General features: G+C 73.2%; 14 protein-coding genes, 1 tRNA gene and 1 pseudogene. 5 read left to right on the top strand and 11 right to left on the bottom strand.

Features of this window, described 5'->3' with window-relative positions:
• Positions 1-32: 32 nt before the first annotated feature.
• The 4 genes and pseudogenes from ACIQIB_RS19580 to ACIQIB_RS19595 form a co-directional block, all read right to left on the bottom strand.
• A complete protein-coding gene (locus ACIQIB_RS19580; protein ID WP_400655741.1) occupies positions 33-479 on the bottom strand; it encodes a DUF4442 domain-containing protein in 447 nt (148 codons plus the stop codon).
• Positions 480-663: 184 nt separating this feature from the next.
• Positions 664-739: transfer RNA gene (locus ACIQIB_RS19585), tRNA-His, on the bottom strand.
• 221 nt (positions 740-960) lie between these two features.
• Entirely contained in the window at positions 961-1,563 is a 603-nt protein-coding gene (gene orn, locus ACIQIB_RS19590) for an oligoribonuclease (RefSeq protein ID WP_363606776.1), read from the bottom strand.
• Between the two features lie 587 nt (positions 1,564-2,150).
• A pseudogene (locus ACIQIB_RS19595) lies at positions 2,151-3,347 on the bottom strand (helix-turn-helix domain-containing protein); the annotation flags it as partial.
• 1,002 nt (positions 3,348-4,349) lie between these two features.
• On the opposite strand from ACIQIB_RS19595, the gene ACIQIB_RS19600 reads away from it, so the two are divergent.
• Positions 4,350-5,177, top strand: coding sequence for a GNAT family N-acetyltransferase (locus tag ACIQIB_RS19600; protein WP_400655744.1), 828 nt, complete (start codon positions 4,350-4,352; stop codon positions 5,175-5,177).
• Positions 5,178-5,279: 102 nt separating this feature from the next.
• Here the strand turns inward: ACIQIB_RS19600 and ACIQIB_RS19605 are convergent, their stop codons facing one another.
• Entirely contained in the window at positions 5,280-6,419 is a 1,140-nt protein-coding gene (locus ACIQIB_RS19605; protein WP_400759264.1) for an HAD-IA family hydrolase, read from the bottom strand.
• Positions 6,420-7,225: 806 nt separating this feature from the next.
• On the opposite strand from ACIQIB_RS19605, the gene ACIQIB_RS19610 reads away from it, so the two are divergent.
• Positions 7,226-7,705: a universal stress protein gene (locus ACIQIB_RS19610; RefSeq protein ID WP_400655774.1), complete on the top strand. Its 480-nt coding sequence runs from the start codon at positions 7,226-7,228 to the stop codon at positions 7,703-7,705.
• A gap of 240 nt (positions 7,706-7,945) precedes the next feature.
• On the opposite strand, the gene ACIQIB_RS19615 is transcribed toward ACIQIB_RS19610, so the two are convergent.
• The 4 genes from ACIQIB_RS19615 to ACIQIB_RS19630 all read right to left on the bottom strand — a co-directional run bounded on the left by ACIQIB_RS19615 (position 7,946) and on the right by ACIQIB_RS19630 (position 14,423).
• On the bottom strand, positions 7,946-9,139 hold the full coding sequence (locus ACIQIB_RS19615; protein WP_363606779.1) for an acyl-CoA dehydrogenase family protein: 1,194 nt from the start codon (positions 9,137-9,139) through the stop codon (positions 7,946-7,948).
• A gap of 176 nt (positions 9,140-9,315) precedes the next feature.
• Positions 9,316-10,311, bottom strand: a complete 996-nt coding sequence (locus tag ACIQIB_RS19620) for a hydroxymethylglutaryl-CoA lyase (protein ID WP_363606780.1) — start codon at positions 10,309-10,311, stop codon at positions 9,316-9,318.
• Entirely contained in the window at positions 10,308-12,617 is a 2,310-nt protein-coding gene (locus tag ACIQIB_RS19625; protein WP_400759267.1) for an acetyl/propionyl/methylcrotonyl-CoA carboxylase subunit alpha, read from the bottom strand. The genes ACIQIB_RS19620 and ACIQIB_RS19625 overlap by 4 nt, the downstream gene beginning before the upstream one ends.
• A 96-nt stretch (positions 12,618-12,713) precedes the next feature.
• Complete coding sequence (locus ACIQIB_RS19630) at positions 12,714-14,423, bottom strand: carboxyl transferase domain-containing protein (protein ID WP_363606782.1); 1,710 nt, start codon at positions 14,421-14,423, stop codon at positions 12,714-12,716.
• A gap of 133 nt (positions 14,424-14,556) precedes the next feature.
• Here ACIQIB_RS19630 and ACIQIB_RS19635 point away from each other — a divergent pair, with 133 nt between their 5' ends.
• Positions 14,557-15,279 (top strand): TetR/AcrR family transcriptional regulator, encoded by a 723-nt coding sequence (locus ACIQIB_RS19635; protein WP_400759270.1) that lies wholly within the window; start codon positions 14,557-14,559, stop codon positions 15,277-15,279.
• 366 nt (positions 15,280-15,645) lie between these two features.
• Positions 15,646-19,830 carry an ABC transporter ATP-binding protein gene (locus ACIQIB_RS19640; RefSeq protein WP_400759273.1) on the top strand — a complete coding sequence of 1,395 codons (4,185 nt, stop codon included), beginning with the start codon at positions 15,646-15,648 and terminating at the stop codon, positions 19,828-19,830.
• A 146-nt stretch (positions 19,831-19,976) separates the two neighbouring features.
• Here the strand turns inward: ACIQIB_RS19640 and ACIQIB_RS19645 are convergent, their stop codons facing one another.
• A complete protein-coding gene (locus ACIQIB_RS19645; protein WP_400759275.1) occupies positions 19,977-20,909 on the bottom strand; it encodes an ATP-grasp domain-containing protein in 933 nt (310 codons plus the stop codon).
• Between the two features lie 143 nt (positions 20,910-21,052).
• Here ACIQIB_RS19645 and ACIQIB_RS19650 point away from each other — a divergent pair, with 143 nt between their 5' ends.
• Entirely contained in the window at positions 21,053-21,595 is a 543-nt protein-coding gene (locus tag ACIQIB_RS19650) for an NUDIX hydrolase (RefSeq protein WP_400759277.1), read from the top strand.
• Positions 21,596-21,655: 60 nt separating this feature from the next.
• On the opposite strand, the gene ACIQIB_RS19655 is transcribed toward ACIQIB_RS19650, so the two are convergent.
• Positions 21,656-22,759 carry a hypothetical protein gene (locus ACIQIB_RS19655; RefSeq protein ID WP_400759280.1) on the bottom strand — a complete coding sequence of 368 codons (1,104 nt, stop codon included), beginning with the start codon at positions 22,757-22,759 and terminating at the stop codon, positions 21,656-21,658.
• Between the last annotated feature and the right edge of the window lie 134 nt (positions 22,760-22,893).

The raw sequence follows: 22,893 nt of genomic DNA on the forward strand, positions 1-22,893 counted from the left end.
ATGAGACCCCGGAACCACCGGGCGCCGGTCGGTCAGGAGTTGGGGCGCAGGGTCCAGACGACGGTCATGACGCCGGTCACGGCCCCGTCGGCGCGGGTGATCTCGACGGTGACCGGGAACTCGGGGCGACCGCCCTCGTCCAGCTCGGCGACGATCCCGGCGGCCGGGCGGCCCAGGACGGCGGTGGCGGTGACCACACCCATGGCCAGCTTCTTGTAGGAGATCTCGGCACTCACCGCGAGCGGCACGGCACGCGAGAGCTGGTCGCCGAAGGCGCCCAGCACGATGCAGCCGCTCGCCGACTCGGCGAGCGTGAACATCGCGCCGGCGTGCGGCCCGCCGACGTGGTTGTGGTACTCGGGCTGGTCGGGCAGCCGGAGCACCGCGCGCTCCGGGGTGGTCTCCAGGTACTCGAGCTTGAGGGTGCGTGCCATCGGCACGGTCGATTCGAGCAGCCGGCCGATCGAAGGTGTGGTCATGGCGGCAATGTTACTAGTCGGTAGCATCTGGCGGCAGATCTGTCGGCGGGGAAACCGTGCCGTGGAGCTGTGCGGTCGGGCGGGAATCGCGGGGGTCGCCAGGGATGCGCGGTGCGTGGGGATGTGAGGGAACGCGAAAACGCCTGAGGGGCCGATCTCTTGAAGAGATCGGCCCCTCAGGCTCTGGGGTGAGTGACGGGACTCGAACCCGCGGCCACCTGGACCACAACCAGGTGCTCTACCAACTGAGCTACACCCACCATCTGTCCCGACCGTTTGCGCTCTTCGCGCCCCCGTTCCGACAGGAAGAACTCTACAGGATCCGAGAGGGTGCTCGCGCCAGGGTTTCGCCCGGACGAACGCGGGCACCCCCTCGGGCCCTTCCGGCCGACCCCCGCCCGGCGTCGACGTGGTTCGCAGCCGCCGTTCGTCGCCGCCGTTCGTCGTCGTTCGCCGGCCCGCCGGAGCCGGGCGGGAGAGGTCAGTCGGTCGGCGCCTGGTACTTCTCGGCGATCGCGCGCGCGGTGTCGGTGTCCGGGCCGGGCTGCGGGACGAACACCGCCTCGCGGTAGTACCGCAGTTCGTCGATGCTCTCGCGGATGTCGGCGAGCGCCCGGTGGCTACCGCCCTTCTGCGGGCTGTTGTAGTACGCCCGCGGATACCAGCGGCGGGCCAGCTCCTTGATCGAGGAGACGTCGACGATCCGGTAGTGCAGGTGGCCCTCCAGGGCCGGCATGTCCCGGGCGAGGAAGCCGCGGTCGGTCGCCACCGAGTTCCCGCACAGCGGCGTCCGGCCCGCCTCGGGCGCGTGCTCGCGGACGTACGCGAGCACGAGCGCCTCGGCCTCGGCGAGGGTGACGCCGTGCTCCAGTTCGTCGAGCAGACCGGAGGCGGTGTGCATGGTGCGCACCACCTCCGGCATGTTCGCCAGCGCCTCCGCGGGCGGGCGGATGATGACGTCGACGCCCTCGCCGAGGACGTTCAGCTCGGAGTCCGTCACCAGTGCCGCGACCTCGACCAGAGCGTCCCGGTCGAGGTCGAGGCCTGTCATTTCACAGTCGATCCATACCAAACGGTCATTCACGCCACTCACCCTACGGCGCGATCACGCGCCACGGGCACCGCCGGAGTCGAGCGGGGCGCCGGGGCACAGGCCTCGGCCGCGTGCCCGTCCTGGCCGTGACCGTCCGGCTCATGGCCCTCCCGGCCCTGGTGACCCTCCCGTGCGGAACGGGTGTCGCGTGGCTCACGTCCGGCGTCCGCGGCTCCGGTGCGGCCGCCCTGCTGGCGGATCTGCGGAGGTCGGACCTGGCGGGCCCGGGCCTCCGGAGTCACCGGCGAGGACGGTACCGGCACCCGGCCCGCGGCCGTGCCGTGCCCTCGCCCGCCGGTGCCCGAGCCGGTGGTACCGGTCTCGTCCGACGGCCGTTCGGACACGGCGCGATGCCCCTGGCCCTGGCCGCGCGCACCCGGCTGCGGGTGGCCGTCCTCCGCCGCCGCGTGCTCCGCGGTCCGCGGTGGCCGACCCGCTCCGGGGCCGGGCTGGGCCGGGACCAGCGGCGACCGGGCCGGACCGCGCCCCGAGCCGGGTTGCCCCGGGTGCGACTGAGGCGTCGCCTGCTGGTGCGGGTACGGCTGCCCGGCGCGCGCGTGGAACGCCTGCTGCCCGTGCTGCCCCGGGTGTGCGGGGTTGCCGGGCATGGACGGGAACGAGTGCGCGGACTGCTGTCCGTGCTGTCCCAGCAGCGCCCCGCCTGCCGCCGCGGCGGCGGCGGCCGCCACTGCCGCGGGCGAGCCGGCCGACTGCGGCAGGGCGCCGCCCGGCCGGAGGTCACCGGAGTGCGGCACCATCGGCGCCGGAGCCTGCGGTCCCGGCCGCCGGGAACGGTAGCTGGTCCGGTAGGCGGCCGGCGAGACCCCGAGCTGGCGGCGGAAATGGCCGCGCAGTGCCACCGGCGACCGGAAGCCGCACCGTCGGGCGACATCGTCCACCGACAGTTCCGACGTCTCCAGCAGCCGCTGCGCCTGGAGCACCCGCTGGGTGATCAGCCACTGCAGCGGGGCACTGCCGGTCAGCGTGCGGAACCGCCGGTCGAACGTGCGCCGGCTCATATAGGCACGCGCCGCCAGCACCTCGACGTCGAACTGCTGGTTGAGGTTCTCCAGCGCCCAGGTGACCACCTCGGCAAGCGGGTCGTTGCCGATCTCTTCTGGTAAAGACTGATCGATGTACTGGGCCTGTCCGCCCCCGCTGCGGCGGCTCGGCACCACCAGCCGGCGGGCCAGCGCGTTGGCCGCCTCGGCGCCGTGGTCGCTGCGCACCACGTGCAGGCAGAGATCGATACCGGCGGCGGTACCCGCCGAGGTCAGCACGTCGCCGTCGTCGACGAAGAGCTCGCGCGGGTCGACGTGCACCCGGGGGTAGCGCTTGGCCAGGGTCGGCGCGTACATCCAGTGCGTGGTGGCCGGGCGGCCGTCCAGCAGACCGGCGGCGGCGAGCACGAACGCGCCGGTGCAGAGCCCGATGATCCGGGCGCCCTCGTGGTGGGCCTTGCGCAGGGCGGTGATGGCCTCGACCGGCGGCGGCTGCGAGATCGAGCGCCAGGCCGGTACGACGATCGTGCCGGCCCGTGCCAGCGCCTCCAGTCCGTACGGCGCGGAGAGGGTGAGGCCGCCGGTGGTGGCGAGCGGCCCCTCCTCCCCGGCGCAGACCAGCAGGCGGTAGCGCGGCACACCGGCGTCCTGGCGGTCGACACCGAAGACGGAGAGGGGGATCGAGCTCTCGAAGATCGGGGCGCCGCCGAAGATCAGCACCGCGACGGTCTCGCGCCGGCGCCGGCCCGAGAGCTTCCGGGGGGCGGCGGCCATCACGGGGTTCGCGGAGCCGTTGGCCCCGGACAGGCCGACCGCGCCGCTCGGACCGTGGGCCGTCGGTCCGTGGCCGACCGTGCCGAGCGGACCGGCCGGGATTCCGGCGGTCGCCATCCCGGTGCCGGCGGCCGGGGCGGCGGCGCCCGAGACCGCCGAAGCGGTCGGGAAACCGCCACCGGTGAGGCCGCCAGGGAAACCAGGGAAGCCCCCGCCCTGCCCCGGCTGACCGACAGCGTGGCCAGCGCCCTGGCCACCAGGTTGGCCGGGAACCGACGCTCCCGCCTGGGCGCCCGCTCCGAAGTTCTGAGCTGACGTCGGGCTGACGGACGGTCGGTTGACGGGCCGTCCGGCATGCTCCGGGGCGGAGGGGGAGGAAGGTGCGCCAGAGGCCGCTGATACCGAGGATGCGCCTGAGGCGGCAGAGGCGTACGAGGAGTACGGGACGGCGCTGGAGGTGCCGGAGGTGCGGGGGGTGGCTGCGATGGCCGGGATACCGGTGCTTCTCGCGGAACGCCCCGCGATGCCGGCCACGGCCTGGCCGCTGTCAGGACCCGCGTCGCTCCTGCTCACCCTGCTCAAGGCGCTCAAGCCCCCTCGGTGGTGTGGTGTGGGTGGTGCGGCACTGCTCGCCAAGATCGAATCTATCGGGTGGACCGTTGCCGTTGTGACAAGTTCACCATCCGACGCTATGTCGACATGGCAATTTGGCGTGATGCATTCGATCACGAAGCGTGGCACCCGTCGACCCTTCTGGGAAGAGGGCCGGTGCAACGGTGGCTGGTTGTCGCGGGGCTGGTCCTGGGGCGCCCGGCTTCGGCGCACCCGGTCGGCGGGTCTGGGCTGCAGGTTTGCCCAAGGGCGAGGGAGCCGTGCGAGATTGACCGAAAATCGGCGGTGCACGAGAGGGCGCACGGAGCCAAAGCGTGCGCCTCTCTGGCTTCATCCGGCCAGTGCCGAGGCCGGGGGCCGGCCGTCCGGCGCCCGCGCTACCGTCCTGTCGTGAACATCCACAGCCGGCTCGAACAGGCCAACGACAATGCCGCCGCGTTCTGGCTCGCCCAAGCCCGTGCGTACGGTTGGCAGCAACTCGCCCACCCCGGATTCACCGCGGTCCGCTGCGCCCGCACGCCGGACGACGCCCATCGCATCGTGGTCACCCGCCCCTACGGTGAACCGGCTCCGCTGGAAGAGGAATTGGCGGCCCTGCTGCGGGAGTGGTCCACGACGCAGCTCACCCTGGAAGACCCCTACGGCCGCCTGGACATGGCCCGCTTCGGCTGCTCCCACGGCCCGGCGATGCCGGTCATGGCGCGTGAGCCCGGCCCGCTCGACGTGTCTCCCCGGGGTGGGCGGACGGCCACCGGGGGTGGCACGGACGAGTCCCTGACGGTCGATGAGGTCCAGGACGGCGACGGCTTCGCCGAGGTCGAACGCTCGGTGGTGGACGGCTTCCCGATACCCGCCCGGCAGCCCTGGACACGGGGTGGCATGCTTCCCGAGCGCCTGCTCGCCGAGCCGGGCTGCCGGGCCTGGCTCGGGCGCCGGGACGGCGTGACGGCCGGCGCCTGCCTGACCTACGACGACGGCCGGGCCACCGGGGTGTACTGGGTCGCGACCCTCCCCGACCACCGCTCCCGGGGTGTGGCCCGCGCCATCCTGGAGACCGCGCTGACCGCCGCGCACCCCGACCGCCCGGCGACCCTGGTCGCCACCCCACTCGGCGCACCGCTCTACCGCAAGCTCGGTTTCATCGAACAGAGCCGCACCCTCTGGTGGACCCGCAGCCCCTCGGCCGGCGGGCAAGGCCGCGGCGGCCAGGAGCGTTAGGAGGCCGGGGGAGCCGAGAAGGCCGGGCGGGCGGGAGCGCCGGGCGTCAGGGGCGGCCATCGCCTCCGGCGGCCGGCGCCGGGGACCGGCTGCCCGGCCACCTCACTGGGATGCCACGGCCGTCTCCACCGCCTGTGCCACGGTGACTGCGGTGACCGGGGTGACCGCAGTCACCGGGGCGGCCGGACGGGGACCGAACCGCGGTGGAGGCGCGGCGAACCGGGTCCGCGAGGGCGGCGCGGCGACCGGTGTGCCGGTGGCGGGCGCCCCGGTGGTGGTCCGACTCGCGTTCATGGGATGGCTGCCGCCGGATGAGGCAACTTCGCCGGACCGGTTTCGGACAGCCGGCCTCGTCCCCGAGCCGGGAGCGCTCCCTTCCGTGGCGTTCATGGGAACAGGCGCACGCATGCCGTCCGGGGCGGACAAGGAGAGCTGTGCGCTGGACCGCGCGCCGGTGAGCGCGGCCGCCGCCGCGAGATCCCGGGAGGAGGAACTGCCCGGGGCCGCGCCGGCCGTCCTTCGTCGGCCCGGCCCGCCCGTTCTGGTCCCCGCCCGGGCCGCCACCCGGGGGCCGGGCGCGTTCCGGGCGGACAGCACCTGTCCGACGGCCTCAGGCAGACCGGCCGCCTTCAGCGTCGGCCGGTAGCCGGGCTCGGCCCAGGGACGGCCATGGTGCAGCCAGACGCTGCGCAGACCGGCGAGCTCGGCCCCCGCGATGTCGGCCGGGGCGTAGTCGCCGATCATCCAGGTGTGCGAGGCCCAGTCTCCGGTGGGTGCGATACCGCACCGCTGGGCGGCGATCTCGAAGATCAACGGGTCCGGCTTGACGCACTCGGCCTCCTCGGAGATGACCCAGCCGTCGACCAGCGGGCCGAGCCCGGTCCGGCGGATCTTCTCCAGTTGGGGGCGGGTGCTGCCATTGCTCACGATGCCGAGCGTCCACCCGGCATCGCGCGCCGCCCGCAGCGCGTCGATGTGCCGGGACGGGCAGTGGATGTGCGAGTTGATGCCGTGTCGGTAGTGCGCCAGCAGGAGTTCGAGGGACTCGTCCAGCCCATAGCGGCGCTGGGCGGCGGACAGTACGGTGCTGCGCGGCACATAACCGCCGCCGTCGATGGTGGCGAGCCAGTCGAGGTCGCCGGGCGGCAGCCCTCGTTCGGCCAGAAAATCCTGAGCCCAGGCCCGGAAAGCGGCATCCCTGGGGAGCAGCGTGTTGTCGAGGTCGAGCAGGAGCAGGGACATGTCGAGCATGGTGTCAGCGGCAGTGCCTATGCATCTGGCAAATGCCAGACGGCGTCGTGAACCCGTGGGTGTTGGCCGAAAGGCCGCCAGACGGGAGGTACGCCGGAGCAGCGTGACGGCGGGTGGTGTCCGTGAGGTGCGGGGCGGCGTTCAGCGGGGCCGACCGTTCGGAACGCGCGCGCCGGTCGGTGACGGGTGGCAACGGATCGTCGCCGATCGATGACAGTCCGGTCACGGTGTCCCTTGGGCCTGTTGCATCGCCCGGTCTGCTCAGCCAAGCTCCAGAGAACCTCCTTTGTCGAGGGGGCGCGATCGCCTGCCTGTAGGGGGCGCACTGCTGTCGGCGGGCGCATCCTCCATTCGCGGGAACAAAGTCATTCCGAGGCTTCGCCACTGGGCTGAGCCTCAAGCCCGTCGTACTCTGAAAGGAACAGGTCACATACGGTGGTGCTCGGCGCAGACCGACGTCGTTCCGTGGGCGGGCCTGCCGCCCGGGCAGCGTTGTCCTCTCCTGTCGGCACATCTCCCTCGAAGAGCCTTGAGCCATGGCTGGTTTTGAGTCCTCCCGACCGGTTGATCCGGATTCGGGCCGTGGCGCGCGCGCAGCGGCCGGGGGAGTCGGTGACGGCTGCGGCGACCCCGGCGACGACCCGGACGCCCAGGGCCTCTCGCGTTCCCTTCGCAACATCGCCCGCCGAGGCCGTCCCGGTCCGCGTCAGCGGCGGGACGAGCACCGGACCGGCCCTGTGGAGCTGGCGATGACGGGCCGCCTCGGTCCGGGCGCCGAACGCCCGGAAGCCTCCGGCATGCCGGACGTGACCGGCGATCCGGCTGCTCGGGAGACGCCCGTCGGCGCATGCGACCCGGCCTTCCAGCACGGTGTGGTGGTGGGATTCGACGGCTCCCTGTCGAGTGAGCGCGCTCTTGCCTATGCGGTGGGCATGGCCCGTCGCTCACAGTGCGGCCTGGTGATCGTGCACGTGGCCAACCGGTTGCCCGCCACGGTCTGGGCGGGGTGTGAACCTCCTGTCTTCGTCGATCTCCCCGACCATCGGACCGAGGTCCTCGGTCTGGAACTGGCCTGCGCGGACTTCCTGGCCGGCGTGCCGTGGATCCTCGTCGAGCGGGGCGGCGACATCTGCCACGAGATCGAGGAGGTCGGTCGCGAGTACGCCGCCGACGCCATCGTGGTCGGCAGTACGCACGGCCTGCTCGGCAAGATCTTCGGATCTGTCTCAGGCCGGCTGGCCCGGCGCGCCAACCGCCCCGTGATCGTTATTCCCTGATGCTCTGTCCGGTGTCGGACCGTCCAGAGCCGGGCGGACACCGGTGGACCGAGGGCAGAATCGGCTCGCAGGCCGGTGCGCGGCCGGTGACCGGACCGGCGCGCCGGCCGACGCGCCGATCCGAACTGCGGCCTGTGGCCGGGGTGCTGACCCGAGGGGTCGGCGACAGCGGAGATAGACCGATGGCGGACGCTCTCCGGGCTGTCGCCGCCCAGGGCCGGCGCCCCGAGCCGCTCGGGCTCAGGAGGATCCGACGCCCAGCTCCCGGGCGATGAGCATGCGCTGGACCTCGGAGGTGCCCTCCCCGATCTCAAGGATCTTGCAGTCGCGCCAGAAGCGGGCGACCGGGAACTCGTTCATGAAGCCGTACCCGCCGTGGATCTGGGTCGCCTCGCGGGCGTTGTCGACGGCGGCCTCCGACGAGTACAGCTTGGCAATGGCGGCCTCCTTCTTGAACGGTTCGGCGTGCAGCAGCCGGGAAGCGGCATCCCGCCAGGCCAGGCGGGAGGTGTGGGCGCGCATCTCCATGTCGGCGAGCTTGAACTGGATGGCCTGGTTGGCGCCGATCGGCCGGCCGAAGGCCCGGCGCGTACCGGCGTAGATGACGGACTGGTCGACGCACCCCTGGGCCAGGCCGGTGGCCAGGGCTGCGATGGCGATGCGGCCCTCGTCGAGGATCCGCAGGAACTGGGCGTAGCCACGGCCACGCTCGCCCAGCAGGTTGGCCGCGGGTACACGGCAGTCGGTAAAGGACAATTCACGGGTGTCGGATGCGTTCCACCCGACCTTCGAGTACTTCTTCGACACCTGGAACCCCGGGGTCCCGGTGGGCACGATGATGGAAGAGATTTCGCGCTGTGGCGAGGGGAATTCGCCCTCTTCACTCGAACGAGCGATCGGTTCGGTGAGCGCGGTGACCGTGACCAGCCCGGTGATCTCGGTGCCGGAGTTGGTGATGAAGCACTTCGTGCCGTTGATGACCCACTCGTCGGTGGCCTCGTCGTACCGGGCCGTGGTGCGGGTCGCCCCGGCGTCGGAGCCGCCCTCCGGCTCGGTCAGGCCGAAGGCCCCGAGGAGTTCACCGGACGTCAGCCGGGGCAGCCACTCCCGCTTCTGCTCCTCCGTGCCGAACCGGTGGATCGGCATGGCGCCGAGCGAGACCGCCGCCTCCAGGGTGATCGCGACCGAGGAGTCGACCCGGGCGAGCTCCTCCAGCGTGAGGCAGAGCGCGAAGTAGTCGCCGCCCATGCCCCCGTACTCCTCGGGGAACGGCAGGCCGAAGAGGCCCATCCGCCCCATCTCCCGCACGATCTCGTAGGGGAACTCGCCCTGCTCGTAGAACTCGCCGATCTTCGGCGCCACCACGTCCTGGGCGAACTCGGCGACGGTGCGCCGCAGTTCCTCGTACTCGCTGTTCAGCCGGTGGTCGAGCATGGTGATCCTCCTGAGGCCCGGCCGGGGTGGCCGCGGGCGTGATCGGGATGACCGGCGTCCGTCTGACGGTGTGACAGGCGCGCGGTGTGGTCGAGAGAGTGGATGTCGTACGGACGGTGGCGTCGGCCGGGCGGGTCCCGGACCGGCCGGCGCCGGGTGGTCGAGCCGGGCCGGCGTCAGCCCCGGCCGGTGCCGAGCAGCGCCTGGACGGTGCGGGACGGACTCGGGCGGCCGAGCTGCCGGGCCATCCAGCCGCTGGTGGCGACCAGGGCGCGCAGATCGACGCCGGTCCGGATGCCCAGCCCGTGCAGCATCCAGACCAGGTCCTCGGTGGCCAGGTTGCCGGTCGCGCTCTTGGCGTACGGGCAGCCGCCCAGGCCGCCCGCCGAGGCGTCGACCGTGGTGATGCCGCCGCGCAGCGCGGCCAGCGTGTTGCTGAGCGCCTGGCCGTAGGTGTCGTGGAAGTGCACCGCGAGCCGGTCGGCGGGCACACCCGCCTCGGCGAAGCCCTCCAGAAGTGCGGTGACCTGCCCCGGGGTGGCCACGCCGATGGTGTCGCCGAGGCTCAGTTCGGTGCAGCCCATCTCCAGCAGCCGCACCCCGAAGCCGATCACCTGGGAGGCGGGCACCGGGCCCTCCCACGGGTCGCCGAAGCACATGGAGAGGTAGCCGCGGACCCGGATCCCGGCCCTGGCGGCCCGCTCCACCACCGGCTGGAACATGTCCATCGCCTCGTCGGCCGACCGGTTGAGGTTGCGGCGGGCGAAGGTCTCGGTGGCGCTGGCGAAGACCGCGATGTCGCCGGTGTGGTGGGCGAGCGCGCGGTCGAGCCCGCGCTCGTTGGGCACCAGCACCGGCAGCCGCAGACCGGGGTGACGGGCCGGCAGGTCGGCGAGCCGGGGGACGAGCTCCTCGGCGTCGGCGAGCTGCGGTACCCATTTCGGGTGAACGAAGCTGGTGGTTTCGACCGTGCGCAGTCCGGCGGCCGCGAGCCGGGTGATGAACTCGGCCTTGACCTCGACGGGGACCAGGGCGCTCTCGTTCTGCAGTCCGTCGCGCGGGCCGACCTCGTGGATCCGGACCTCCTCGGGCAGGCCCGGGGCGTGGACGGGGTCGGGCAGGCCCAGGTCGAGGGCGTCCGGCTCGTGCGCGGGGGAGGCGTCGGCGGTCATGCCCGCACCTCCGCCGGGGTCCCGGCCGCCGCACCGGCGAGTGCCTGGCCGGCCGGCCCGTCCTCCGCGGCCTCGTTCTCGGCGGGGACGACCACGGCCAGCAGCTCCTCCATCGCCACGGTGGCGCCTGCGGTGGCCCGCAGTTCGCTCACGACGCCGTCGTGCGGGGCCGTGATCACGTGTTCCATCTTCATGGCCTCCAGGACGAGCAGTGGCTGGCCGCGGTGGACCGTCTCGCCGGCCGCGGTCTTGACGACGGTGACGGTGCCGGGCATCGGGGCGGTCAGGGCGCCGTGGTGGGCGCCGGCGGCGGTGGAGTTCTCGCCGACGGAGTCGTACCCGTGGACGGGCCAGGCGTCGCCGTCGATCCCGAGCCAGGTCACCGGGCCGGCGGCAGGGCCGGGTGCGTTGTCGGTGGCCTGTGCGAACGTCGTCTGCAGGCCGTCGACGGTGAGGTGCAGCCGGTCACCGGCCCGCGTGGCCCGGGCGCGGTGGACCGGGCCGGAACCGAGTCGGATTTCCATCTCAGGAGTGACGCCCGGGGGAATGTCAGTGGCCTCGGCTACGTTGCTCGCAGTGATCGGGCGAATGCTCACCGACACCGGGTCCTGGCCGGGGGCCCGGAGCCGATGGGTGGTCCAGGCGGCGTCACCGCCCATGCGCCAGCCGGAGGGAAGGGAGAACGGGTCGGTCCAGCCGTCGGTGCCGGCGGCGGGAGTGAGGTCCAGCTGCCGTGTGAGCGCGGCCGCGTAGTAGAGGAGGTGAGCAGGGGTCGGTACCTCGGACGGCCGGGATCCGGAGGTCTCGGTGGAGTCCGCGGCGGGAGCCGCGTCGGCCGGGGAGTAGGGCGAGGCCAGCAGTGCGGGCTGCTGCTGCGCCGTCTGTTCCACGAGGCCGGTGTCGAGCCGGCCGGCGACGACCTCGGGGTGTGCGAGGAGTCGCCGCAGGAAGCCCGTGTTGGTGGTCACGCCGAGGATCCGGGTGTCGGCCAGCGCGGCGCGGAGTCGGCGCAGCGCGGTCGCGCGGTCGGGGCCGTACGCGATGACCTTGGCGAGCATGGGGTCGTAGGCGCTGGTGATGACGGTGCCCGTGGCCACGCCCGAGTCCACGCGAACGCCCTCGCCCCGGGGCTCGTCCAGCACCAGGATGCGTCCGCCGGTGGGGAGGAAGTCCCGTTCCGGGTCCTCGGCGCAGATACGGGCCTCGATGGCGTGGCCCAGAAAGGAGATGTCCGGCTGGGTGAAGGACAGGCGCTCGCCCGAGGCGATCCGCAGCTGCCACTCGACCAGGTCCAGCCGTCCCGGCCGGTCCTCGGCCGGGCCGGTGGCCGCCGAACCGCCCACCGTGATGGCGAGTTCGGTGACGGGGTGCTCCACCTGCAGGCGGGTGTTCATCTCCATGAAGAAGAAGTCCCGTACCCCCTCGGTGGGGGTGGGGGAGTCCGGGTCGATGCCGGGAACGATGAACTCGACGGTGCCGGCCCCGGTGTACCCGCAGGACTCCGCGGTGCGGACGGCCGCAGCGCCCATGGCGGCGCGGGTCTCGGCATTGAGCAGAACGGAGGGTGCTTCTTCGATCAGCTTCTGGTGGCGGCGCTGCAGGCTGCACTCGCGCTCGCCGAGGTGGACGGTGGTGCCGTGGGCGTCGGCGAGCACCTGGACCTCGATGTGGCGGGGCCGGTCGATCCAGCGTTCCAGCAGCAGGGTGTCGTCGCCGAAGGCGGTGCGGGCGACCCGTCGGGCGGCGGCGATCTCGGTCGGCAGGTCGGACCGGTCCCGTACCAGGCGCATGCCCTTGCCGCCGCCGCCGGCGGACGGCTTGAGCAGCACCGGGTAGCCGATCTCGTCGGCGGCCGCGACGAGTTCGCCGTCGGTGGGCGCGGTGGCCCGGCTGCCCGGGACGACCGGGACGCCGGCGGCCCGGACCGCCTCCTTGGCGTTGATCTTGTCACCCATCAGCTCGACCGCGGAGGGAGGAGGACCGATGAAGACCAGGCCGGCGTCGGCGCAGGCGCGGGCGAAGGCGGCGTTCTCGGCGAGGAAGCCGTAACCGGGGTGGACGGCCTGGGCCCCGGTGCGGCGGGCGGCGGCGAGGATCTGGTCGGTCCGCAGGTAGGTCTCGGCGGCCGAGCTGTCACTGCGGTCGGCCGGTCCGAGCCGCACCGCGAGATCGGCCTCGCGGACGTGGGGCGCGTCGGCGTCCGCGTCGCTGAACACGGCGACCGAGCGCACGCCGAGCCGCCGCAGGGTGCGGATCACCCGGACGGCGATCTCGCCACGGTTGGCGACCAGAACTGTGTCGAACATGGGAGGCGTTTCCTCCGGGTCGAGGGGAGCCGTACGAAGGAGATGGCGGGAAGGGGCCGCAGCGCCGGGTGTGGTGGCGCGGCGGCGGAATGGAGGTCACATCCGGAAGACGCCGAACGGACCGGGCGGCGGGAGCGGGGAGTTGGCGCAGGCGGTGAGGGCCAGGCCGAGAACGGTGCGGGTGTCCATCGGGTCGATCACCCCGTCGTCCCAGAGCCGGGCGGTGGCGTAGTAGGCGTTGCCCTGATGCTCGTACTGCTCGCGGACGGGGCGCTTGAACGCCTCCTCCGCGTCGGCGGGCCACTCCTCGCCGCGCGCCTCGAACTGGTCGCGCCGAACGGTGGCCAGGACCGACGCCGCCTGCTCGCCGCCCATCACGGAGATCTTCGCGCCCGGCCACATCCACAGGAAGCGAGGTGAGTAGGCCCGGCCGCACATCGAGTAGTTGCCGGCTCCGTACGAGCCGCCGATCACCACCGTCAGCTTCGGTACGCGGGTGCAGGCGACGGCGTTGACCATCTTGGCGCCGTGCTTGGCGATGCCGCCCGCCTCGTACTGCCGGCCGACCATGAACCCGGTGATGTTCTGCAGAAAGAGGAGGGGGATGCCGCGCTGGTCGCACAACTCGATGAAGTGGGCGCCCTTGAGGGCGGATTCGGAGAACAGCACGCCGTTGTTGGCGACGATGCCGACGGGGTGGCCGTGGATCCGGGCGAAGCCGGTCACCAGGGTCGCGCCGTACTCGGCCTTGAACTCGGCGAACCGGCTGCCGTCGACCAGCCGGGCGATCACCTCGCGTACGTCGTAGGGCGTGCGCGGGTCGACGGGGACGGCTCCGTAGAGCCCGGCCGGGTCCACGGTGGGCGGTTCGGCCGGGGCGAGCGGCCATGGCCTGGCCGGGCGCGGACCGAGCCCGGCCACGATGGTGCGGACGATGGAGAGGGCGTGGGCGTCGTCCTCGGCCAGGTGGTCCGTCACGCCGGAGGTCCGGGAGTGGAGTTCGCCGCCGCCCAGTTCCTCGGCCGTGACCACCTCCCCGGTGGCGGCCTTCACCAGGGGCGGTCCGCCGAGGAAGATCGTGCCCTGGTTGCGGACGATGACGGCCTGGTCGCTCATCGCCGGCACGTACGCGCCGCCCGCCGTGCAGGAGCCGAGCACGGCGGCGATCTGCGGGATGCCGGCGGCCGAGAGCCGGGCCTGGTTGTAGAAGATCCGGCCGAAGTGGTCGCGGTCCGGGAAGACCTCGTCCTGCATCGGCAGGAAGGCGCCGCCGGAGTCCACCAGATAGACGCAGGGCAGACGGTTCTCCAGCGCGACCTCCTGGGCGCGCAGGTGCTTCTTGACCGTCATCGGGTAGTAGGTGCCGCCCTTGACGGTGGCGTCGTTGGCGACGACGACCACCTCGCGCCCGGCGACCCGGCCGATGCCCGCGATCACGCCGGCCGCGGGCGCGGCTCCGTCGTACATCCCGTCGGCCGCCAGTGGGGCCAGTTCCAGGAAAGGCGAGGCGGGGTCGAGCAGGGTGTCCACCCGGTCGCGGGGGAGCAGCTTGCCGCGCGCGGTGTGGCGGTCCCGGGCCTTGGCTCCGCCGCCGAGGGCGGCCGCGCCGAGTTTCTCGCGCAGCTCGGCGACCAGGGCTCGGTGCGCTTCGGTGTTCGAGCGATAGGCCTCGGAGCCCGGGTCGACGGCGGTGCCGAGCCTGGGCGCGGGAGCGGTGGCTCCCGGTGGAACGGCTCCGGGTCCGGCGGTACCGGCCGCCCCGTTGCCATGGACGCCGGTCTGTGTACCGGCGGTTGAGATGACCATCCCAAGAGCTCCCTTGCCCTCGGCACCAGGTGGGCCGCAGGGCCAGGGTGTGCCCGCGACCCCCGCGTTAATGAGCGTTAACTCGTGCCGCCCAGGTTAACGGGCGATAACCGGACTGTCTACGATGGGCAGCATGCCGAACGTCCCAGCCACCTCAGCGCTCCCACGCCGTGACCAGATCCGCAAGGAGGCTGCCCGGCTGTTCGCCGCCCGGGGTTTCCTGGGGGTGGGCGTGGACGAGATCGGCAAAGCGGTCGGTATCAGCGGGCCCGGGCTCTACCGGCACTTCGCCGGCAAGGACGCGATGCTCGCCGACCTCCTGATCGGCATCAGCGAGCGCCTCCTGGAGGAGGGCCGCAGGCGTGCCGGCGGCGGTGCGGGTGGCGAGATCGATGCCGACGGCAGCGGCAGCGGCAATGGCAATGGCGATGGCAGCGGCGATGGCAGCGGCAGCGAAGGCGCGGCCGCCGCGTTGGACGCGCTGATCGGCGGACACGTCGAGTTCGCGCTCGACGACCGCGACCTGATCACCCTGCACGACCGTGAGCTGCTGAACCTCAAGGAGGAGGACCGCCGGACGGTCCGCCGACTCCAGCGCGGCTACGTCGAACTCTGGGTGGACGTGGTCCGGCGGGCCTACCCGCCGCTGGCCGATCCCGGCGCCGAGCCGGTCGCGCGGGCGGCCGTGCACGCCGTTTTCGGCCTGATCAACTCGACCCCGCACAGCCTTGGCCCGAACCTCGCCCAGGGTGAGCGGGTCGGCCTCCAGCGCGACGACATGGCCTCCCTGCTGCGCCGGCTGGCGCACGGCGCCTTCTCGGCGGCGGCCGACGCCGCGGCGTCCGCCCGGGGCTGAACCCGGGCCCGGGTTCAGTCCGTTCGGGGCGCGCCGGTCCGGTGTGCACCTGCCCGGTGCACGCCCGTCCGATGTGCACACGCCCCGGTGTGTACGCCCGCGCCCGAGTGCCCACGCGTAGCGGCCTCGGCGCGCGGGTCGGGTCCAGGTGCGGCCTAGGCCCAAAGGGGGTGGCCCACTGCCTCGGAGGGCGGTGGGCGGTCGGCCTGCCGTCGTCCATGCTGGTAGCAGACGGCCGGGCGAGGTCCGGCCGGGAATCACCGCAGGTTGCGGGCTGTTGGCGGGTCAAGCGGGTCGGACACGTCGGCCTGCTCTGGCCTGAAACCCCATGGCGGCCACCCCACGGAATGGTTAGCATCCCTAAATATGCCTGAGACTCACGGATCTACGGTGGAGCTTTCCCCGGGCGGCACCCGAGCCGGTAACCGAGCCGGTAACCGAGCCGGTAACCGAGCTGGTACCCGGGGCACGCGGGGCAAGCAGGGCGGCACCGACGCGCCGGGTGACCGCACGCCCGGCCATGACACCCCGGGCGGCGGGAAGGACGCGTCGAGCGCGACACCGGCCCCCGGCGGTTCGGGCCACCCCGGCGGTTCGGGTTGGCTGCGGCGGCTGGTCGGCTACTGCTGGCGGTCGCGGCGCAGCGTCCTGCTGGCCTTCGGGGCCTCACTGGTCGGCATGGCCGTCACCTCGCTGGTGCCCCTGGCCACCAAGGTGATCATCGACGACGTCATCACCCGGCACACCCGCTCGCTGGCGCCCTGGGCCGTCGCGCTGCTGCTGGCCGCCGTCCTGGTGTTCGCCTGCACCCAGGTGCGCCGCTACTACGGCGGACGGCTCGCCCTCGACGTCCAGCACGACATGCGCAGCGACCTCTTCCGCTCGCTCGGGCGGCTCGACGGCCACCGGCAGGACCGACTGGACACCGGGCAGGTGGTCGGCCGTGCCACGTCCGACCTCCAGCTGATCAACGGCCTGCTCTCGATGCTGCCGATGATGACCGGCTACCTGCTGATGTTCGTCATGTCGCTGGCCGTGATGATCTGGCTCTCGCCGCCGCTCACCCTGATCGCCCTGGTGATGGGCCCGGCACTCTGGTGGATCTCGGTACTCAGCCGCAAGCGGCTGTTCCCCGCCACCTGGGCCGCCCAGCAGGAGGCGGCGGCCGTCGCGGGCGTCGTCGACGGAGCGGTCGGCGGCGTGCGGGTGGTCAAGGGCTTCGGCCAGGAGGCCCAGGAGCTGGACAAGCTGGAGACCGCCTCCCGCAACCTCTTCGCGGCCCGGCTGCGCTCCATCCGGCTCAACAGCCGTTACAACCCGGCGATGCAGGCGATCCCGGCGATCGCCCAGGTCGCCGTGCTGGCCTTCGGCGGCTGGCTGGCGGTCGACGGCCGGGTCTCGCTCGGCACCTTCGTCGCCTTCTCCACCTACGTGGCGCAGATGACCGGGCCGGTGCGGATGCTGACCATGGTCATCACGGTCGGGCAGCAGGCCAGGGCCGGGGTGGAGCGGGTGCTCCAGCTGATCGACGAACGCCCGCTGGTGCAGGAGCGTCCGGATGCGGTCGGCCTCGACCTGACCCGGGACGTCACCGACCCCGAGCACCCCGCCGAACCGCACCCCGCCGAACCGCGCCGCGCCGCGCCGCACCCCGCCCCGCCGCACGCCGCGAGGCCGCACCTCGCGAGGCCGCACTCTGCCAAGGGGCCCGCGGAGCGGGAGCCGGTCGGCCCGCGCACACCCGACGTGGCGCTGGAGTTCGACCGGGTCGAGTTCCGCTACGACTCCGACCACCCGGCGCCCGTCCTGCACGGGCTCAGCCTGAAACTCGCCCCCGGCGAGACGCTGGCCCTGGTCGGCGCGTCCGGTTCCGGCAAGTCGACGGTGGCGCAGCTGGTCCCCCGGTTCTACGATCCGGCGGCAGGCACGGTCCGCCTCTACGGCCACGACCTGCGTGATCTCACCCTCGACTCGGTCCGGGCGGCGGTCGGTATCGTCCCCGAGGAGAGCTTCCTGTTCTCCGAGACGGTCCGCACCAACATCGCGTACGGTCGGCCGGACGCCACCGACGAGCAGATCGTGGCCGCCGCCCGGGCGGCGCAGGCGGACGAGTTCGTCCGGCGGCTGCCCGACGGTTACGAGACCAAGGTCGGCGAGCAGGGCCTCACCCTCTCGGGCGGCCAGCGCCAGCGCATCGCCCTGGCCCGGGCGATCCTCACCGATCCGCGCATCCTGCTGCTGGACGACGCCACCTCGGCGGTCGATCCGCAGATCGAGGCGGAGATCCACGACGCCCTGCGCTCGGTCATGCGCGGCCGCACGACCCTGCTGATCGCCCACCGCCGCTCCACCCTCCAGCTCGCCGACCGGATCGCCGTCCTGGACCGCGGCCGACTGGTGGACCTCGGCACGCACGAGGAACTCGACGCCCGATGTCCCAGGTACCGGGCGCTGATCTCCGACCCCGAGGCCGGCCGGACCACGCCGCCGGCCATCTCCGAACGCCCGGCGGCACCAGAGGCGCCCGGAGCACCTGAGGGCCTCGAAACCCCCGAAGCCACCGCCCCGGCCGAAGCCACCGCCCCGGCCGCAGGCACACAGACCGCCCCGGCCGGCCCAGCCCCTGCTCCGGTCCAGACCCCCGCCACCCCCGCCCTGGCCAAGGCGGCCCGCAGTGCCTCGCCCGATCTCCTCGCCAAGGTCGCGGCCCTCCCTCCGGCCACCGACACCCCGGCGATCTCCCGCGCCGAGGCCGAGGCCGGTGACCCCGACTTCACCCTCCGCCGGATGCTGCGCCCCTTCCGCCGTCCACTCGCCCTCGCCCTGTTCCTGGTCGCCCTGGACGCGGCCGCCGGGCTGGTGCTGCCGATCCTGATCCGGCACGGCATCGACGAAGGCGTCAGCCGGGCCATGATGTCCGGCGTGGCCGTCGCCGCCCTCGCCGCGCTGGTGATCGTCCTGCTGGACTGGCTGGTGCAGAGCGCCGAGAGCCAGGTCGGCGGTCGCACCGGCGAGCGGGTTCTCTACAGCCTCCGGCTCAAGATCTTCGCCCACCTCAACCGGCTGGGCCTGGACTACTACGAGCGCGAGCTGTCCGGCCGGATCATGACCCGGATGACCACCGACCTGGACTCGCTCACCTCGTTCCTGCAGACCGGGGTGGTCACGGCGGTGGTCAGTCTGCTGACCTTCGCCGGTATCTTCGCCGCGCTGCTGATCATCGACCCGGGGCTGGCCCTGGTGGTGTTCGCCGTGCTGCCGCTGCTGGTGGTGGCGACGCTGGTGTTCCGCAAGAAGTCCAAGGCCCAGTACGAGATCTCCCGGGACCTGATCAGCACGGTCAACGCGGATCTCCAGGAGAACGTCGCCGGGATGCGGATCGTCCAGGCCTTCCGCCGCCTGGACGCCAACACCGACCGCTTCGTCGCCCGGGGCTCCGCCTACCGTGAGGCCAGGGTCCGGGCCCAGCTGTACATATCGCTGTACTTCCCGTTCGTGCAGTTCCTCTCCAGCGTCGCCGGGGCGCTGGTGCTGATCGTGGGTGCGTCGCGGGTCGACTCGGGCACCCTCACGGTGGGTGCGCTGGTCGCCTACCTGCTCTACATCGACCTGTTCTTCGCGCCGGTCAACCAGCTCTCACAGGTCTTCGACGGCTACCAGCAGGCGGCCGTCGGTCTGGGCCGGATCCGCGAACTGCTGCGCACCCCGACCACCACCGCCGAGGCCGCCGACCCGGTACCGGTCACCGGCGGGCTCCGCGGCGATATCGACTTCGAGGGCGTCGGCTTCGCCTACAACGGTGGTGCGGCCGGCTCCCCCGAGGTGCTCTCCGGCGTGGACCTGCACATACCCGCCGGTCAGACGGTGGCGCTGGTCGGCGAGACGGGCGCCGGCAAGTCGACGCTGGTCAAGCTGGTCGCCCGGTTCTACGACGCGACGGCGGGCACCGTCCGGGTGGACGGCGTCGACCTCACCCGGTACGACCTCGCGCAGTACCGCCACCGGCTCGGCGTCGTGCCGCAGGAGGCGTACCTGTTCGCCGGTACGGTGCGCGAGGCGATCGCGTACGGCCGGCCTGCGGCCTCGGCGGCCGAGGTGGAGGCGGCGGCCAGGGCGGTCGGCGCGCACGACATGATCGTCCGGTTGCCGGGCGGCTACGACCACGAGGTCGCCGGTCAGGGGCGGAACCTCTCGGCGGGCCAGCGCCAGCTGATCGCGCTGGCCCGGGCCGAGCTGGTCGATCCGGACATCCTGCTCCTGGACGAGGCCACCGCGGCACTCGACCTGGCCACCGAGGCCGCGGTCAACCACGCTGCGGACCGGCTCAGCGGTGGTCGTACGACCCTGGTCATCGCCCATCGCCTCACCACCGCCGAACGCGCCGACCGGGTCGTCGTCCTGGACCACGGCAGGGTGGTCGAGGACGGTACGCACAGCGAACTGCTGGCCCGGGGCGGCGTGTACGCACGGCTCTGGCAGGCGTTCATCGCCGACGGTCACCCGGCGCCCGAGGCCGGCCCCGGAGCGGTGGCCGAACCCGTGGTCGGGTAGGCCCGGGCCCGGGTAGGCCGCCCTGACCGGGCCCCGGCCGGGCGTGATCGGCGGAAGCCGGAACAGCCCTCCCGGGCCCGTTCGCAAGCCCGGTCCGGGCCGGGGAAACGGCGCCGCCGCAGGAAGCACGTGGCGACCGGGCGGCCTCAGGCGGCGATCAGCGAGGCCAGCAGCCCGGACGCGTCGATCCCGCGCGGCAGGTCGCTGACCTGCCCGTCGCCGACCTCGACCACCCGCCGGCCGGAGCCGTCGGCCCGGCCGGCGAGGTCGGTGGTGACGAAGCGGCAGCCGAGTGCCCGTACCAGCGGCCGCACCCCGGTGAGATCCGGTTCGACGGGGTGGTCCGGCGCGTCCGGGTGCGGTCCGACCAGCACGGGTTCGCCGTCCAGCCACCAGACCCGGGCCTCGACCGCCCGCCGCTCCCCGTTGTCCCCGCCCGCGCCTCCGGCCCGCTCGAACTCCTCGTACCGCCGCAGCACCACCCCGCCGGCCAGGAACTCGCCCTGGAGTTCGACGAAACGCGCCACCACCCGTCCGACGGCCGACAGGTCCGCCAGATCGGGGATGTAACAGGCCTCGTCCCACTCGTGCTTGCGGGATTTCACATAGTCCTTGACGATGGCCGGGCCGCTCCCGCCGAGCCGTTCGACGGCGGCCGCCAGCTCCGCGGGCCCCGGCGCCGGAACCCCGCCCGCCGCGGCCGCCGTCGGAACCGGCACCGGGATCCAGACACTCGGCGGTGTGGCCCCCTCGAACACTCCGTACCAGCCGGGCAGTTCGTGCGCCATGGCGTAACCGGCCGCGCTGGTCAGCAGGTTGGCGCCACGGCCGCCCAACTCCCGGGCGAGGGCCGTGTAGTGGGCGGAGGGGACCATCCACCCCCGGTACCAGAGCGGTCCGCAGCCCCGGGGCACCCGCCGAACCGCCTCCCCGAGGTTCCCGGCGAGCAGCGCGTCAAGGTCGACGAGGTGGTGCTTGCCGCCCAACTCCCTGAGCAACCGGGCCTCCCGGACGAAGTGCGGGTCGGGTCGGAGCGGGTTGAGCGGGTCGGCCGGGAAGAGGACCGCGGGTACGCGCATGGGCGCCAGGGTAAGGCCACCGTCCGTCGGAGACACCGTGTCCCGCCAACGCCGCCTCCCGCCGCGGCCGATGTCCTCCCGGTCGGCAGCGCGGCCCGGGCAATCCGCTCGACGCCCCCGGTCCGCGCTGGGAGAGTGACCCGATGCGAAATCTGCTGCGACACCCGAAGCGGGCCCCGAAGCGGATCCCGAGGCAGGCGGCCAGGACGGTGGTGCTGGACGGGAACGGCTCGGTCTTCCTGCTCCGCTCCGACAACGTCGAGGTCGGCGTGCACTGGACGATGCCGGGCGGCGGTCTGGAGGCGGGGGAGACCCCGTGGACCGGCGCGCGCCGGGAGCTCTGGGAGGAGACCGGCTGGACCGATCTCGAACCCGGCCCGCTGCTCTGCACCTGGGAGCACGACTTCACCTGGCACGGCACGCCCGTTCGCCAGCACGAGCACATCTACCTCACCAGCGGGCCGCACCGGGGCCCGGTCGGCGACGTGAGCGCGGTGCACGCCGCCGACAAGATCCTCGACTGGCGCTGGTGGACCCCGGCCGACCTCGCCGACGAACACGCCGACGCCCTCTGGCCGCCCCGGCTTCCGGAGCTGCTGTCGGCGGTCCGGGAGAGCTGGATCACCGGCCGGCGCGCACCGGTCTCCGTCGACCTCGGCTACATCCCGAACGGCCCGACGCCGTAGCGGGCCGGGCGTCGTAGCGAGCCCGACGTCGCAGTGGGCCCGGCGCGTTCCGGTGCGGTGTTACCGCCCGCCGCGCCGGCCCGGCCCGGAGCCGGCGCGCCAGTCGTGCAGGTCGAGCTCCCGGTCGTGCAGCGCGCCGGGGCTGATCAGCACCGACAGCCGGGCGTCGGCCAGCTCGTCGTAGCCGAGGCCGGTGGTGGTCAGCAGCTGTTCGGTCGGTACCGAGACGGCGATGGCGGGCCGCCAGTCGGGCAGCACGACCAGGCAGGTGCCGGGACCGATCCTGATCAGGTCAGCGGTCACCCGGACCGGCTGCCGCTCCTCAGGACGGCCGACGGCCTCGGGGAGGTTCGGGGTACCGCCGATCAGGATGCCGAGCGGTGTCTCGACACCGGGCCCGGCATCGGCCACCCGGGCGGCCCCGCCACCGGGCGGATCGGCGGCAGCGGGAACGGCCTCGGCCGCCACTGCCTTCCCGTGCGCGGCCTCCGTCATGGCGGCCTCCGCCCGGGGATGCATCCGGCGCAGCCGCCGGGAGGGTGCGGGACGCCTGGACAGGGCGGTGCGCAACTCCTCCTGGGCGGCCCGCAGCACCGGGACGGCCCGTTCGGAGGCCGGCTCCGCCGGGCGCTGGAGCCGGACGAAGCCCTCGTCACGGTCACCGGCGCCGAGGGCGGCGCCACCCTCGGCCAGCAGCGCATGGACCTCCGCGACGGGCCGTCGGCAGGCGGCGGCGAGCTCGGAGAGCGACCGCCCCTGCGCGTACGCCGACCGCAGCCGCTCGGCCAGGCCCGCGCGGAGCCGGGCGGCCGTCTGGTCGCCCTCGCCACCCGCACCGGAACCACCCGTACCGGTGCCGCCGGCACCCGAGCCGCCAGCACCATGACCCGCACCGACACCCGTACCGCCTCGCGGCCGCGGCACCGAGCCGTCGCGCCCGGCGCCCAGCGCGCCGCCGCTTGCCCCTGCCGCACCCGTCACGCCGGTCCCGGCGGCCGCCCCCGGGTCGGCGGCCGACACGATGGAGCAGCGTCCGGCGGCGGGCACGGCCGAGGACCGCTCCCCGTCCGCGGGCTCGCGCTCGGGCAGACCGCGCGGAAGCACATCAGGCGCGGGCAGGCCGGATGAAGTCGGGTCGGTTGCGGTCTGGTCGAGCGTGGTCATCGGCACGAGCCCTTCGGGGTACGGTCCCGACGATCCTCCCGCACCCCGGGACCAGCTCCAAGCGCCCGTGTTCCGGTTGTGTGCGACGCCACCGTGCCGCCCGCCCCTTCCGTCCCGTCCGTCACCTCGGAGCG

It is taken from the genome of Kitasatospora sp. NPDC092286, assembly GCF_044755565.1.
Classification (GTDB): Bacteria; Actinomycetota; Actinomycetes; order Streptomycetales; family Streptomycetaceae; genus Kitasatospora.